At 67.2% G+C, this 13063-nt stretch carries 16 protein-coding genes; 6 read left to right on the top strand and 10 right to left on the bottom strand.

Annotation, left to right across the window (positions count from 1 at the left end):
- Positions 1–4: 4 nt before the first annotated feature.
- A complete protein-coding gene (locus EIL87_RS05690; RefSeq protein WP_125089112.1) occupies positions 5–1204 on the top strand; it encodes an SPFH domain-containing protein in 1200 nt (399 codons plus the stop codon).
- A gap of 809 nt (positions 1205–2013) precedes the next feature.
- Here EIL87_RS05690 and EIL87_RS05685 read toward each other — a convergent pair.
- The 6 genes from EIL87_RS05685 to EIL87_RS27335 all read right to left on the bottom strand — a co-directional run bounded on the left by EIL87_RS05685 (position 2014) and on the right by EIL87_RS27335 (position 6201).
- Positions 2014–3045, bottom strand: coding sequence for a TerC/Alx family metal homeostasis membrane protein (locus tag EIL87_RS05685; RefSeq protein WP_125089111.1), 1032 nt, complete (start codon positions 3043–3045; stop codon positions 2014–2016).
- Positions 3046–3899: 854 nt separating this feature from the next.
- A complete protein-coding gene (locus EIL87_RS05680; protein WP_125089110.1) occupies positions 3900–5135 on the bottom strand; it encodes a styrene monooxygenase/indole monooxygenase family protein in 1236 nt (411 codons plus the stop codon).
- A gap of 48 nt (positions 5136–5183) precedes the next feature.
- Positions 5184–5450, bottom strand: coding sequence for a hypothetical protein (locus EIL87_RS27905; protein ID WP_199740276.1), 267 nt, complete (start codon positions 5448–5450; stop codon positions 5184–5186).
- A complete protein-coding gene (locus EIL87_RS27900; RefSeq protein WP_199740275.1) occupies positions 5447–5761 on the bottom strand; it encodes an MBL fold metallo-hydrolase in 315 nt (104 codons plus the stop codon). Before EIL87_RS27900 ends, EIL87_RS27905 begins: the two co-directional genes overlap by 4 nt.
- A complete protein-coding gene (locus EIL87_RS27340) occupies positions 5754–5984 on the bottom strand; it encodes an FAD-binding protein (RefSeq protein WP_233576053.1) in 231 nt (76 codons plus the stop codon). Before EIL87_RS27340 ends, EIL87_RS27900 begins: the two co-directional genes overlap by 8 nt.
- Complete coding sequence (locus EIL87_RS27335; RefSeq protein WP_233576052.1) at positions 5953–6201, bottom strand: hypothetical protein; 249 nt, start codon at positions 6199–6201, stop codon at positions 5953–5955. The genes EIL87_RS27340 and EIL87_RS27335 overlap by 32 nt, the downstream gene beginning before the upstream one ends.
- 445 nt (positions 6202–6646) lie before the next feature.
- Between EIL87_RS27335 and EIL87_RS27330 the strand changes: the two genes are divergently transcribed.
- Positions 6647–6784, top strand: a complete 138-nt coding sequence (locus EIL87_RS27330) for a hypothetical protein (RefSeq protein ID WP_233576051.1) — start codon at positions 6647–6649, stop codon at positions 6782–6784.
- 63 nt (positions 6785–6847) lie between these two features.
- Here the strand turns inward: EIL87_RS27330 and EIL87_RS05660 are convergent, their stop codons facing one another.
- The 3 genes from EIL87_RS05660 to EIL87_RS05650 all read right to left on the bottom strand — a co-directional run bounded on the left by EIL87_RS05660 (position 6848) and on the right by EIL87_RS05650 (position 9118).
- Positions 6848–8128 (bottom strand): hypothetical protein, encoded by a 1281-nt coding sequence (locus tag EIL87_RS05660; RefSeq protein WP_125089108.1) that lies wholly within the window; start codon positions 8126–8128, stop codon positions 6848–6850.
- A 277-nt stretch (positions 8129–8405) separates the two neighbouring features.
- A complete protein-coding gene (locus tag EIL87_RS05655) occupies positions 8406–8843 on the bottom strand; it encodes an MFS transporter (protein ID WP_125089107.1) in 438 nt (145 codons plus the stop codon).
- The gene (locus EIL87_RS05650; protein WP_125089106.1) at positions 8840–9118 is read right to left on the bottom strand and encodes a hypothetical protein; all 279 of its coding nucleotides are present in this window, start codon (positions 9116–9118) and stop codon (positions 8840–8842) included. Before EIL87_RS05650 ends, EIL87_RS05655 begins: the two co-directional genes overlap by 4 nt.
- A gap of 75 nt (positions 9119–9193) precedes the next feature.
- On the opposite strand from EIL87_RS05650, the gene EIL87_RS05645 reads away from it, so the two are divergent.
- The 4 genes from EIL87_RS05645 (at position 9194) to EIL87_RS05630 (ending at position 12444) form a co-directional block, all read left to right on the top strand.
- A complete protein-coding gene (locus EIL87_RS05645) occupies positions 9194–9796 on the top strand; it encodes a hypothetical protein (protein ID WP_125089105.1) in 603 nt (200 codons plus the stop codon).
- 356 nt (positions 9797–10152) lie between these two features.
- Entirely contained in the window at positions 10153–10926 is a 774-nt protein-coding gene (locus EIL87_RS05640) for an SDR family NAD(P)-dependent oxidoreductase (RefSeq protein WP_158628590.1), read from the top strand.
- Positions 10926–11546 (top strand): UbiX family flavin prenyltransferase, encoded by a 621-nt coding sequence (locus EIL87_RS05635; protein ID WP_125089103.1) that lies wholly within the window; start codon positions 10926–10928, stop codon positions 11544–11546. The genes EIL87_RS05640 and EIL87_RS05635 overlap by 1 nt, the downstream gene beginning before the upstream one ends.
- 7 nt (positions 11547–11553) lie before the next feature.
- The gene (locus EIL87_RS05630; RefSeq protein ID WP_125089102.1) at positions 11554–12444 is read left to right on the top strand and encodes a LysR family transcriptional regulator; all 891 of its coding nucleotides are present in this window, start codon (positions 11554–11556) and stop codon (positions 12442–12444) included.
- On the opposite strand, the gene EIL87_RS05625 is transcribed toward EIL87_RS05630, so the two are convergent.
- Positions 12441–12992, bottom strand: coding sequence for a PadR family transcriptional regulator (locus tag EIL87_RS05625; protein WP_233576050.1), 552 nt, complete (start codon positions 12990–12992; stop codon positions 12441–12443). The genes EIL87_RS05630 and EIL87_RS05625 overlap by 4 nt on opposite strands.
- Positions 12993–13063: the final 71 nt, after the last annotated feature.

The following is a 13063-nucleotide window of genomic DNA, read 5'->3' as shown; positions in this document are numbered from 1 at the left end:
CGTCATGGACCCGACCGCACTGATCATGCTTGCCGTCATCATCCTGCTGGTCGTCGTGCTCGTGGCCAAGACCGTGCTGCTGGTGCCGCAGGCGACCGCTTCGGTGATCGAACGCCTCGGCCGCTACCGGACCGTCGCGCAACCGGGACTCAACCTGCTGGTGCCGTTCTTCGACCGGGTGCGCGCCCGCGTCGACCTGCGCGAGCAAGTCGTGTCGTTCCCGCCGCAACCGGTCATCACCCAGGACAACCTGACGGTGTCCATCGACACCGTCGTCTACTTCCAGGTGACCGATGCGCGCTCGGCGGTCTACGAGATCTCCAACTACATCACCGGCGTCGAGCAGCTCACCACCACGACGCTGCGCAACGTCGTCGGCGGCATGAGCCTGGAGGAGACGCTCACCTCGCGCGACGCGATCAACACGCAGCTGCGCGGAGTGCTGGACAAGGAGACGGGCCGGTGGGGCATCCGCGTCGCGCGCGTGGAGCTCAAGGCCATCGACCCGCCACCGTCCATCAAGGACTCGATGGAGAAGCAGATGCGCGCCGACCGGGAGAAGCGCGCGATGATCCTCAACGCCGAAGGCACCCGCGAATCGGCCATCAAGACCGCCGAAGGCCAGAAGCAAGCGGCGATCCTGGGGGCGGAAGGCCAGAAGCAGGCCGCGATCCTCACCGCGGAGGCCGACCGGCAGTCCAGCATCCTGCGCGCCCAGGGCGACCGCGCGAGCCAGTACCTCACGTCGCAGGGGCAGGCCAAGGCCATCGAGAAGGTCTTCGCGGCGGTCAAGCGTGCCAAACCCACGCCGGAGCTGCTCGCGTACCAGTACCTGCAGACGCTGCCGAAGATGGCCGAGGGCGATGGCAACAAGGTCTGGGTCGTGCCCAGCGACTTCAGCAAGTCGCTGGAGGGTTTCGCGCGGAGCCTGGGCAAGGCCGACGAGGACGGCGTCTTCCGCTACGAACCGCCGGAGCAGACGGAAGAGGCTCCCCCGGCTGAGGCCGTGGAGGATGCGGTGCAGGAGTGGTTCGACACCTCCACCAACCCCGAGGTTGCCGAAGCGGTCCGCGCGGCCGAAGCCGTCGCGCGCAAGGAGGTCCCCCGCCCCGGCGAGTTCGGCACTCACGTCCCCGCACCGCGACCGGGCATCACAGGGACTTCGTCGACGACACCGGACAACACAGAGCTCGAACAGAGCTGACGAGCTGCACTTCCGGGTGCAAGCACGGAGGGGCGTGCCGGCCCTCCAGCAGGCTGTCGCCGTTTCGAACACCTCACCTCTGCGCGATCTCGACCGAACTCTGCCGGACAGGAGCAGGGTGTGCCGTCACTGACCGAGCTGAGGCGAGCCAGCAGCGCGGAGAGCGGCTCGTCGGGTCGGGGGAGGAACTCGGTCCCTCGGCGTCGGCGACCTACCGCAGCATGGTCGTCGCGCGCTGCGACTCCGGAACCGCGTGCAGCCGGCGAAAGGTTGATCACGCATTCGACTTTCTCCGGTGGCGTCCACGATCCGCGCGTGCTGGTGCCACAACGGGGCCGCCGGTTGGTTGAGGACCAGTGCCACGGTCGAGTTCCTGGACGACGTCTCGACCGGATGGGCCATGACATCGCCCACGGGCGTGCCGCGGCCTTCAGCCGACCCCCGGGTCAGCTGGAAGATGCCGCTGAGCTCCAACAGAGTGCCCAGCCGACCACAGCGCAGCGTGATACCGGTCTTCACACCACCACAACACCGCCCGGCCTCCGCCTCACGCCCCAGTTGATGCAGCGGGTCCACGCACCGCCGGCGGCTGATCAGCGTGGGCGCAGGACGGGGGGACCCCGTTCCCACCCGGAGCCCGCCCGGTGGCAGCAGCCGGAGGCGGGAGCTGGGAGCGGGGGGAGCACGCTGTTGTCAGTGATGGGGTCCCTGGGGCGGGCGGGCGTCCAGCAGCACGGCGCAGGTGATCACCAGTGCGGACAGGATGAGCAAGGTCGCACCGAGTTGGATGAGAACGTCGGCGAGCATGGTCAGCCCCTCGGGGTGGTTTCTTCCTTGGCGCCGCTGCGGGCGCGCAGGCTGGTCAGCGTGACGGTCGCCAGGATCAGCACGATGACCGCGAGGGAGAGCAGGGTGGGGATTGTCGGTACTGCGGGCCAGACTCCACGGGCCCAGTGCAGTACCAGCTTCACACCGATGAAACCGAGGATGATCGCCAGGCCGTGGTTGAGGTGGGTGAGCTTGGCCAGTGCGGTGACCAGCACGAAGTACAGGGCGCGAAGGCCCAGCAGGGCGAAGGCGTTGGTGGTGAACACCAGGTACGGGTCCTCGGTGATCCCGTAGACGGCGGGGACCGAGTCGACTGCGAAGACCACGTCGGTGGCGAACACGGCGACGACCACCACGGCCAGCGGGGTCAGGGTGCGCCGCCCGTGCTCGTGGACCGTGAGCTGGGTACCGCGGTAGTCGTCGGTGACCGGCATCATCCGGCGGAGCAGTCGTACCGAGCGCAGTTGGGACACGTCGCGGTCGAAGCCCGACCCGGTCAGCGCTTCGTGGAGGATCTTCGTGGCGGTGATGAACAGGGACGCGCCGAAGATCAGGAAGGCCCAGGTGCCGGCTTGCAGCAGGGCGGCGCCGGCGGCGATGAAGACGCCCCGCAGAACCAGTGCGCCGACGATTCCGTAGAGCAGCACGCGCTGCTGGATCTCGGCCGGTACTGCGAAGCCAGCCAGCAGGAGCATGAACACGAACAGGTTGTCCACCGACAGAGACTTCTCCACCACGAATCCGGTGATGAACTTCAGCGCCTGTGGACCGCCGAACACGGCCCACAAGCCCACTCCGAACACCAGCGGCAGGGCGAGGTAGAACACCGACCAGCTCACGGCCTCGCGCATGGAGACCTTGTGCGGGCGGCGAGTCACCAGGAAGTCCGCGGCCAGCAAGACGAGCAGGACGGCAAGGCTGGCCGCCCACGACAAGGGCGTGCCGATCGACTCCCGTTCGGGACACGTTAGGACACCCGACAGCAACCGTCCTGAACGCGGGCCAATCGACATTCTTGCAGGTCACGATGCAAATCTGCCTGTCCCGCCAAGGTGTCTCAGGTGGTGCACCCGGCGGGACAGCCAAAAGCCCTCTGCCTAAATCGGTTTAGGGAAGCCGAAGCCGTGTGGTTAGTGCGCAACTCCCCCTCAGACACAACATCAACCCCGGGTCAAACCTTTGACCTGGGGTTTCTTTGTTCCCCGTGGTCGCCGTTGCATCAACGCGAGTGGGTTCAATGCGCCCTCCGACGAGTTGGGCACTAACCACACGGTGGCCGGAGGTCCCACAGCGGCCCCTCAGTCTCTTCTCGCTTGGCGTGGTGCGACCCCGGTGCTGGCGAGGGCGGGTGCGGAGACGAGTGAAGCTCCTGGCAGACGAGTGGATTGACTAGATCAACTTTGTCCGCACCAGGAGCTTCGAGGTGCTTTCTTACCCGTCAGGGGGTGCAGTCGGGCGCTGCGCCCGGTCCAGCGCCCGAAGAACGCGTCAAGGTGTACCGAGGGTTCTCTGGCCGCTCCGCCGCTCCAGTGGGGCAACATGACCTACGCTGCTGCCTCGGATGGCAAAGCACCTCGTGGTCCCCGACACTGCTGGTGAGGGGAGTACTTCTCAGGCCACCCCGGTCAGGACGGACATCCCTTGATGTCCCCGGGAGGCCGCCCTCACACGGGCGAAGGAGACCTCGAACGCGACAAGTTCGAGGAGACTCCCGTGCTCGCCCAAGCCACCTCATCGGCGCCTGCACACAGCAGAAGGGCTCATTCTAGGCTATTCGGAGCAATAGCCTCGCCCGACGCCCGCTCGGTCTGCTGTCTGGCGGGTACCGACCGGTTGTGGGCAGGCCCGCCCGACACCCGCGCCGGTGTCAGCCCGCCGACACTTCCTGCAGGTAGGCGTCGGCGAGTTCCGGGTCGAGGAACCACTGGCTGAAGTCGGTCGGGTCGTCGAACCCGTTCACGAAGCGGTTGCGGATCGCCGGGATGTCCGATGCCGCACTGAAGATCCGCAGCACGTGCTCCGGCGGCGGTTGCAACAACGCGTTCGTCCACGTCGTGGGGTGCTGGGCGTATTCCCAGAAGGTTTCGAAGGTCTGCGTCATCCAGTCCCGGTCGAACGGCCGGTCCCCGTGCCTCACGATGCTGTCCAGATACGACGCCGCGCATTTGCTCGCGCTGTTCGAGCCCTGGCCGGTAATGGGGTCGTTGGCCACCACGACGTCCGCCATGCCCAGCGCCAGGCCGCCGGAGGGCAGCTGCGCCACCGGCTTGCGCACCACCGGGCTGTAACCGCCTGCGAGTGTGGCCTGCGAGTCGGTCAGCTCCGCGTCCCTGAACCGCTCGTACTCCCACGGGAAGTACTGGCGCATCAGCTCCAACATCCGGGACCAGTGCTCGCCCGGCGCCGGCCGATCCGTCCAGCAATCCAGCGGTCCACCCGGGATCCCTTCAAAGAACGGGATGTGGCAGGGGCCAGTGAACGTGTATGCCGGGATCACGAACAACTCACCGACCCCGGGCTGCACGTTGAACCGGACCGCCAGCGTGTCGGGGTGCTCGGGGCGCGGACCCGCACCGTGCACGTAGCACACCGACAGCGTGCGCTGCGCACTGATGTAGGGCGAACGCGCCGGGTCGCGGTCGAAGAGCTGGACGAGCTCGCCCTTGCCCGCCGCGACGATGACGAGGTCGTAGTTCTTCGTCAGCGAGTCCAGGTCCGAAGTCGTCACACCCTGGTAGATGGCCTTGCCGCCGCGGTCCTCGAACAGCTCCAGCCAACCGGCCATCTTCACCCGCTGGTCGACCGACTGCGCGTAGTTGTCGAGGATACCCAACCAATCCAGGACGCGAGAGCCATCCGGTCCAGCGATCGACAGACCAAGACCGCCGATCTCGGGCGTCTGCGCCTCCCACAGGTTCAATCCGTGATCCCGCTCGTGCTGCAGCGCGGTGTGGAACATGCACTGCGTTGACATGACCGGGCCGTTGCGAATTCCCTCCGGAGCCCGCGCCGACATCACCGTCACGTCGTACTGCAGCTCCTGCAGGCTCAGCGCAAGCTGCAGACCGGACTGTCCGGCCCCGACAACCAGGACTTTCCGCATCCCCGACCTCTTTCCGTTCGAACTTCGCAGGAACTCGCCGACGTGACCTCAGGCCGCGCCCGGGGTCGCCTCCAGCTGCATTGTGTAGTCACGAGGCCCCGCAACTCGTCCGTCGCGGAAGCCGGTTCGCGCGCGTCGCAGGTCACCAGCAGGATGTCCCGGGCTCAGTGCGAGCGCGTCCCGGACCTCGTCCAGGTTGTGCGCTAGCAGGCCGTCGAAGAGGTTTACTGCGCGATGACGGACGTCCGAGTCGTTCTCGAAGTACTTGATCGCCATGAAGGACTCCTGGATCCGCCGCGTGTCCATGAGGATCATCGCACCGAGCGCGCCGCGGAGAGATCTTCCCACAGGAACCAGAACCGGCTCTGGCTCGGGGTGCCGAACAGGTACAGCATGGTGTCCATCGGGGACTGCAGGTAGTCGCGGTTCCCCCGTCCTGCAGCCGTATCCGGAGTGCACCCGGCGTCGACGAGAACGGTGTGGTTGTCGGAAACGGCCAGCCACACGTAGTACGAGATCGGGCAGGCCTCCATCGCGCACGGATCGTGCCCGTAGAAGTGCTCGCCACGTACCGAGGTGTCGCGTTGAGCGAACCTGATCGCGTTGACCTCGACATCGTCAGCCATGGCGTGTCCACCTCCCGGCGCTTGCCCCGGCCAACCGGCCGAACGCCGCCCCCGAGGTCAACCCCGAACCACCGGGGTAGTTCCCGGAGAACAGCCCGCCGACCATCTCGCCTGCCGAGTAGAGCCCGTTGATGGGTGCACCGCCTACGTCGAGAACCTGGGCGTTCTCGTCGACGTGCGAATGTTCGTTATCAGGCGATCGGATGCTCCACAGTGGATACACGCGATTGGGGTGTGGTGGTGAGCTGGTGGCGGAGGAAGGTGCGGTAGCTGTCGGGGGTGACGTTGCGGCGCCCGACCGTGATCGAGTGCTCGGTGAGTTCCCGTCGGCGGACTTCGTCGAGCAGGCCGCGGGCGTAGCGGCGCATGCCGGGCTCACCCGCCCGGGCACGCACGAGCGCCTGGCTTGCCAGGACACGGATGTCGCGTGGTGTCTTCACAGGTCCAGGTCCTCTTCGTCGGGATTCCTCGAAGACGCCGCTGTCACGGTCGATGTCGACGATGCGGACATCGTCGCCGGTCTAGTGCAGGTGCAGGGTGTCTTCGACGTTGAGCGCGACGGTGGCTTTCCAGCCCGCGACGTAGGCGGGCAGCCTGAGACTTCGCAGGCTTCGTTCATGCCGTCGAGGCAGATGTCGCCGTCTTTGTGGCCTGGATGATCCGGTCGCGGACCTTGTCGCGGAACGCGTGGTGATCCTGCTAGGCGTGCTCCGGTGCCGTCCCGCCCAGTACATCGAGATGCCGAAGGCGCGCGGTACGCGTTCTTCCAGGTCGACGAGGTGAGGCGCAATGGCGACACCGTCGGGATGTCGCTCGACGTCGGCTACATCGTCAACGAGCGGGACTTCGTGTCCTTGGCCACGGTTGATCGCTCGGGTTGCCGAGGTGGGCACCGAGGTGACGGTGCTGTGGGGCGAGGAGCCCATCTCGGGCAAGCGCGCGGTCGAGCTGCACCGCGAAGTCGAGATCCGTGCCACCGTCGCACCCGCGCCCTACGTCCAGGACTCCTACCGCAAGTCCTGATCAGTCTTGCCAGCACACCGGATCGAGAACCGCGGTGCACGTTCATCCGGAGGGTGTCGGCTGTCAGCCGCCGGTGCCTCCGCCGCTGTCCGTGCCTCCGCCGTGGTCGCCGCCGCTGTCGGTGCCTCCGCCGTGGTCGCCTCCGCTGTCGGTCCCGCCGCCCGGGTTGCTGCCGTGCTGCCCGGGGTCGAACGGATTCGCGGGGGCGGGTACTGCTGGTTCCTCATCGCCTCCGGTACCGCCACCGGGCTCGAATGGATTCGGTGGTGCTGGTTCCGGAACGTGAGGGGGTTCGAACGGGTTCGGCGGTGGTGCTTCGGGCCCACCGAACGGGTTCGGCGGTGGGGATTCAGGTCCGCCGAACGGATTCGGCGGTGCCGGTTCCGGAACAGGAGTCGGCTCGAACGGGTTCGGAGGAGGAGGCTCCGGTTCCACTGGTGCCTGCTCCACAACGGGAGATTCGGGAGGCTGGGGCTCGGGAGTGTCTCCGCTCGGCCCGAACGTGTAGATCAGACCAGCAGCGGCAGCCGCTCCGACGACCACGGCGCCGATCTTCTTGAAGCGGTTCTTGGCGACCTCGGCACCGACTCGCGCCGACTCGAACAGTGCCGTGCCTGCCAGCCACTTCGCGATCTGGCTCACGAGCCCCCTGTCTTCGGGGGGCTCCGCTCCGCCGGGGCCCGCCGTCGGCGGGGCCGCGCCTGTCTCGGCTGACGGGAGCCGATCATCCGGCTCGACCGGCGCGGAAGGTCCGGGAGTCGGCTGTGCCTCGCCTGGCTTCAGGGTCCAGTCCGGTTTCTTCTGGCCGGTGCGCCACGTGGTCATCTTGTCGGTTGCCCCGTCCGCCGTCGGGGGCTCGCCACTGGCGTCCACCGGCGGGGGAGTCGCAGGCTCGGTGGGCGGCAGTTCCGGAACGTCATCACCGGCCGGGTGGCCCGGTTCGTAGTCCTCGATCGGCCCGACACCGGAGTTCACGGGCGGCGTCTTGCCGAATGCGTCCAGCGCGGTCTGGTCCGCCCAGGTATCAGTCTGGTGGTCGTTCAGGAATTCCTCGCTCGCGCGGGGGCCGTTGAGGCGAGCGGTCCGCGCCTCCTCGATGCGTTGCCTGGTCGCCTCGATCTCCCTCTGCCCGTCCAGGAGTTCGTCTCGGAGCGTGCGTTGGTCCTCATCGATGTGCTCGACGTCCGAGACCGGTACGCCCAGGGACTCGGCCTCCTTCAGCTCCGCCCGATGCATCTTCTGGTGCATCGCCAGCGCCTTCTGGACTACTTCCAGGCCTCGTTCCTGAGCTTCGATGTAGTCGTCCAGCGCCTTCTGCACGACCTGCTGCTTGGGTACGACCATTCCTCTCACCTCCAGAGCGTCCGTTGCTCGTCTGAAGGGAGGGCTGCGCCAGCTGGTGCCGTCGAGCGGAGACAATCAAGTGGTGCAGTCGGCCTCCGACATGCCCGGAATCTCCACTTCCTATCGACCACACCTATGCGTGGAACAACAGAGGAGAAGGTCCCAGCAGGCATGTGAAACCCTGCTGCAGGACATGGCGAACGTGGTCATGTCCTCCGGCGGGGGTTGGGCGGCCACTGTCGCAGGATCCGTGCTCAGACCGCGGCGAGTCGCTCCGTCAGGCGCCCGCCGGAACCGTTACCGGCTGCTGGGCGGGCTCCCGCCGGGCCACCGCGATGATGCAGGCCGGGCTCAGCACCGAGACCGCCACCAGGTATCCGGTGATCGGTACGGAGGAGCCCCAGGCGGCGTACAGGCCCGGCGCGGCGGTGGGGGCGAGGCCGCCGCCGAGGACCGAACCGATCTGGTATCCCAGCGAGGTGCCGTAGTAGCGCAGCTCCGGGCTGAACAGGTCGGCGAACAACGCCGCGAGCGGTCCGTGGACGAGCCCCATGAACACGGCCGTACCGATCAGCGCCATCAGCACCAGCACCGGGTTGGCCGTGTTGATGAGCGGGAACAGCGCCAACGCCCAAAAGGTCGAGCCCGCCGAGCCGAACACGAGCACCTTGGGGCGTCCGTGCTTGTCCGCCAGCGCCGAAGCCCACGGGATCACGCGGGGCTTGGAGGACTCTGCTTACCGCCCTGGTTGAACCGCGCAGCCTGGGCAAAGTCGTACCCGCAGCCCTTGCACTCCAACTGACCGCTCTTGACCGTCCGACCGCAGGCCGGGCAATCTCGGGTCTTGGGCTTGGTGATGAGCCAGAGAATTCCGAGGATCATGTCGGCAGCAACCCACAGGCCGATGATGAGCCCGGCCCCGATGGCGGTTCCGACGTTGGACGCAGTGTCCTCCGGACAGGTGAAGATCCGGAAACGTGGGAATCGCATGGTGCGCTCCTTGTCAGAGGACTCTTGCTGAAATAACTCGCACCGAGCTGCGTCTGGCCGCCTTGGTGATGGTGCATGGTCACGATCACCAGCGAATTGCCGGTGCTGGCCGAACACCCTCCAGCGGTGTACCTGCGCGAGGACCTACTCAGAGAGTCGGTCAACGGGTTGCTGGGTGGCCTGTTCGCACCGGATCAGATCGATCAGACCGTGGCGGCGCTGGTCGAGTCACAGGAGTCGCCCGGAGAGTCGTCTGTGTCCCTTGAGGCGGCTAAGACGCGATTGGCTGATGCCGAGGCTCGGTTGCGTCGGTTCCAGGACGCGATCGGTGCCGGAGTGGACCCCGCGGCGCTGACCGATGTGATCAACACTGCCCAGGCGGAACGCGCGGCCGCTCGTGCCGAACTGGAGAACACACCCACGACCGGCGGAGCGATCTCCGAGGCCGAGGTCTACGCGATGGTCGATTCCCTCGGTGACGTCTATGCGGCGCTGTCGGGCGCCAAGCCCGAGCGGCTGGCCAGCCTCTACGAGGCCGTTGACCTGCAGGTTCGGTACGAGCCGGGTGAGAGAGCTGCCGAAATAAAAATTCACCCGGCGAACCGGGTGAATAGTGTGCGTGTCCGAGGACGGAGTTGCACACTATTCACCCGCCTTCTGCTTCCCGAAACAGGTTGAGGCAGGAGGTTTCGGTGTCCGCCCGTCCCTTCACCAGTCTTCCTTGGACATGGTCCGGGACAGGCTGGGACCGCCGTGTGAGCTGCAAAATGTCGGATTGGCGCGCGAAGGGACGCCCACTGTTAGGTGTCCCTGCGTGTCCCAGACATGGATCGCGGTGGAAGGAGCGGGTGCCGGCTACCGAGGGACACGTGCGCGGTTCCACTCGCGAGATCTCGCATACGCGTTGCCTATGGCCGGAGTAGGGCATCGCTCATTGTCGGCGCCCCGCACGAGCGCTTTGACTCAGTGGATGACAGGGCGTCCGCGAGGCAACAGCGCCTGGCGGGCTCGTGCGGATGGAGAGGGGTGCGGTGATGGGTGCTGACCTGACCGGCAAGGTCGTCCTGCTGACGGGTGCGACCGGTGATATCGGCGTTGCCTACACCATGGCATTGACCGGGCAGGGCGCGAACGTGGTGGCCACTGACCTGGACGGCTTCTCCGAAACGGGTCGGGAGATCGCGGAGAAGGCCACGGCGCAAGGTGCGGGTCAAGCTGTTTTCGCCGGTTGCGACATCACTTCGGACGAAGATCTGCAGCGCGTAGTGGACCTGGCCGGTGATCGGTTCGGCGGCCTGGATTGCCTGGTCAACAACGCGGCGATCTACCGGACGCTGGGGCCGAAGAGGACGCTCACGGAGCTGACCAACGACGAGTGGGACCTCGTGCTCCGCGTCAACGTTCGCGGTTGCTGGCAGTCGATCCGCGCCGTTGCCCCCGCCATGCGGGAGCGGGGTGGCGGGCGGATCGTCAACATCGCCTCCGTCGTGTCCCGGACCGGGGCGGCCGGTTTCGCGCATTACGTGGCGTCCAAGGCAGCGGTCGAGGGCTTGACCAGGGCCGCGGCGCGCGAGCTGGGGCCGGAGGGCATCGCGGTGAACGCCGTCTCGCCCGGCTTGGTCGACGACGCGGCTTCTCGCGACATCAACGATGCGAACTACTTGGAACGCATGAAGACCACGCGTTCCGTGCCGCGTTCCATGGAACCCGAGGACCTGGTCGGTGCGGTGGTGTGGTTGTGCGGCGACGGCAGCGGTTTCGTGACCGGGCAGACGATCGTGGTGGACGGCGGAGGGGTGTTCGTGTGATGCGTCCCGACGAGTTCCCACCTCGCATCGTCGTCGGCATCACCGGTGCGTCCGGTGTGATCTACGGGATCCGCGCACTGGAGCTGCTCGCACAGTTGGGAGTCGAAACGCACCTGGTGCTCACCCGCGCGGCGCGGGCGACCTTGGCGCAGGAGACGTCCTGGACGGCCGCGGACGCGCGGGAGCGGGCGTCGGTGACGCACTCGGAGCACGATCTGGGGGCCGCGATCGCGAGCGGGTCGTTCCCGGTCGACGGAATGCTGGTCGCGCCGTGCAGCGTCAAGACGTTGTCGGCGATCGCCAACAGCTTCGACGACAACCTGCTGGTGCGCGCCGCCGATGTGACGTTGAAGGAGCGCAGGCCCCTGGTGCTGATGTTGCGCGAGACACCGCTGCACCCCGGGCACATCCGGTTGATGGCGCAGGCCGCCGAAGCGGGAGCGGTGCTGATGCCGCCGGTGCCGGCGTTCTACACCCAGCCGTCGTCGATCGACGAGATGGTCACCCACACGGTCGCTCGCGCGCTGGACGCCCTGTCGTTGCCGCACCCGCACGCGACCCGGTGGTCCGGAGAGCGGAGCGCGCCGTCGGCTACCGATCGGCGGTCCGTTCGCGCATGATGTCGGCATGGAGCTCCACCAACTGCGCTACGTGCTCGCGGTCGCGCGCGCCGGGAGCTTCAGCCGAGCGGCCGAGGACCTCTTCCTGGCCCAGCCGTCGTTGTCGGTGCAGATCCGCAAGCTCGAGAAGGAGCTCGGCGTCGCCCTCTTCGACCGACTGGGCCGCAGGGTGGTGCTCACCGCGGCCGGTGAGGAGTTCGTCGCCCACGTCCAGCAGGCGTTGGCGCACCTCGACCGGGCGCGGGCGGGCGCCGCCGCCGTGCGCAGCCTGCAAGGCGGGCGGGTGTCGATCGGCGTGTTGCCCAGCGTCGGCGCCGGGCTGCTGCCGGGAGTGCTCGCGGACTTCCGCCGCGAGTACCCGGAGGTCGAGGTCCGGCTCACCGAGCACAACGTCTCCGCCGAGTTCGAGCGGATGGTGGAGGACGGGCGATTGGACCTCGCGGTGATCCGGGCCCCTTGGGCGCGGCCTGGACTCGTGGGCCGGTCGATCGTGCGCGAACCGATCGTCGCTCTGGTCCCGCCGGAGCATCCGCTGGCCGACCGGAGTGAAATAGCGCTGGTCGAGTTGAAGTCCGAGAAGTTCGTCGCCATCCAACGGGACTACGGGCTGCGGGAGCTGCTGGAGCAGATCTGCAACCGAGCCGGGTTCGAGCCGACGGTGACGGTGGAGACCACCCAGCTGTCGGTGCTGCAGGGCATGGTGGCCAGCGGTCTGGGCGTCTCGTTGCTGCCGGAACTCGCCGGCGCGGGCTATCCCGTCACGATCCCGATCGACGACGAGGGCGCTGCCCGGGAACTGGGCATCGTTCACCGCGCCAGGACCCCGCTGTCACCGCCTGCCGCTCTGTTCCTGGAACTGCTCGCGGACGCAGCGGCCAATCGGCCCGCGCGGGGTTAAGCCTCGAACTCGCCTCGCTCGGCGCGTTCTGCCAGCGAGGTCCAGAACCGCAGGGCCGCGTGCTCCATCTCCAGGCCGAGGCCGAGCGTGACCATGCGTCGGGAGATGGCCGACTCGTGGCCGAAGCGCTCCTGCATCTGCTCGTACTCGGCTATGCGGTCCTGGTGCTGCTTGATCTGGTCCTGCGCGAGCCGCTTGATGTCGTCGGGCTCGGCGAGCTCGTTGAAGAAGAGCTTGATCTCGGCGATGTCGCGCAGCTCGTAGTGCTGGTCGGTGGGCTCGGCCAGCCATGAGCGGAGAGCCGAGAGACCGGTGTCGGTGATCGTGTAGGTGCGGCGGCGACGGCCGTCGTCCTCCTCCTCGACTTCGAGCAGTCCCAGCTGTTCGAGCCGCTTGGGCTCGGAGTAGAGCTGGGCGTGCGGGAAGTGCCAGAAGTAGCCCACCGAGTGGCCGATGGCCCGTTTGAGGTCGTACGAGGTCGAAGGCCCGCGCATGGCGATCATCCCCAGCACGACGTACGAGGTCGTGGAAAGCCGAACCGTTGACACGCTCCAAACCCTACCGTACGTTTCCAATCATCTGTTTCAGACGATGTGAAACGGATGATCGGCTTCGGACT

This window comes from Saccharopolyspora rhizosphaerae (genome assembly GCF_003931915.1).
GTDB lineage: Bacteria > Actinomycetota > Actinomycetes > Mycobacteriales > Pseudonocardiaceae > Saccharopolyspora > Saccharopolyspora rhizosphaerae.
Note: the sequence above shows the minus strand (reverse complement) of the source record. Positions and strands in the feature narration are given on the sequence as shown.

Bases quoted from the DNA above. Each gene is read 5' to 3' on its own strand.
- EIL87_RS05690 (WP_125089112.1), top strand. From the start codon at position 5: ATGGACCCGACCGCACTGATCATGCTTGCCGTCATCATCCTGCTGGTC.
- EIL87_RS05685 (WP_125089111.1), bottom strand. From the start codon at position 3,045: ATGTCGATTGGCCCGCGTTCAGGACGGTTGCTGTCGGGTGTCCTAACG.
- EIL87_RS05680 (WP_125089110.1), bottom strand. From the start codon at position 5,135: ATGCGGAAAGTCCTGGTTGTCGGGGCCGGACAGTCCGGTCTGCAGCTT.
- EIL87_RS27905 (WP_199740276.1), bottom strand. From the start codon at position 5,450: ATGATCCTCATGGACACGCGGCGGATCCAGGAGTCCTTCATGGCGATC.
- EIL87_RS27900 (WP_199740275.1), bottom strand. From the start codon at position 5,761: ATGGCTGACGATGTCGAGGTCAACGCGATCAGGTTCGCTCAACGCGAC.
- EIL87_RS05660 (WP_125089108.1), bottom strand. From the start codon at position 8,128: ATGGTCGTACCCAAGCAGCAGGTCGTGCAGAAGGCGCTGGACGACTAC.
- EIL87_RS05650 (WP_125089106.1), bottom strand. From the start codon at position 9,118: ATGCGATTCCCACGTTTCCGGATCTTCACCTGTCCGGAGGACACTGCG.
- EIL87_RS05645 (WP_125089105.1), top strand. From the start codon at position 9,194: ATGGTCACGATCACCAGCGAATTGCCGGTGCTGGCCGAACACCCTCCA.
- EIL87_RS05640 (WP_158628590.1), top strand. From the start codon at position 10,153: ATGGGTGCTGACCTGACCGGCAAGGTCGTCCTGCTGACGGGTGCGACC.
- EIL87_RS05635 (WP_125089103.1), top strand. From the start codon at position 10,926: ATGCGTCCCGACGAGTTCCCACCTCGCATCGTCGTCGGCATCACCGGT.
- EIL87_RS05630 (WP_125089102.1), top strand. From the start codon at position 11,554: ATGGAGCTCCACCAACTGCGCTACGTGCTCGCGGTCGCGCGCGCCGGG.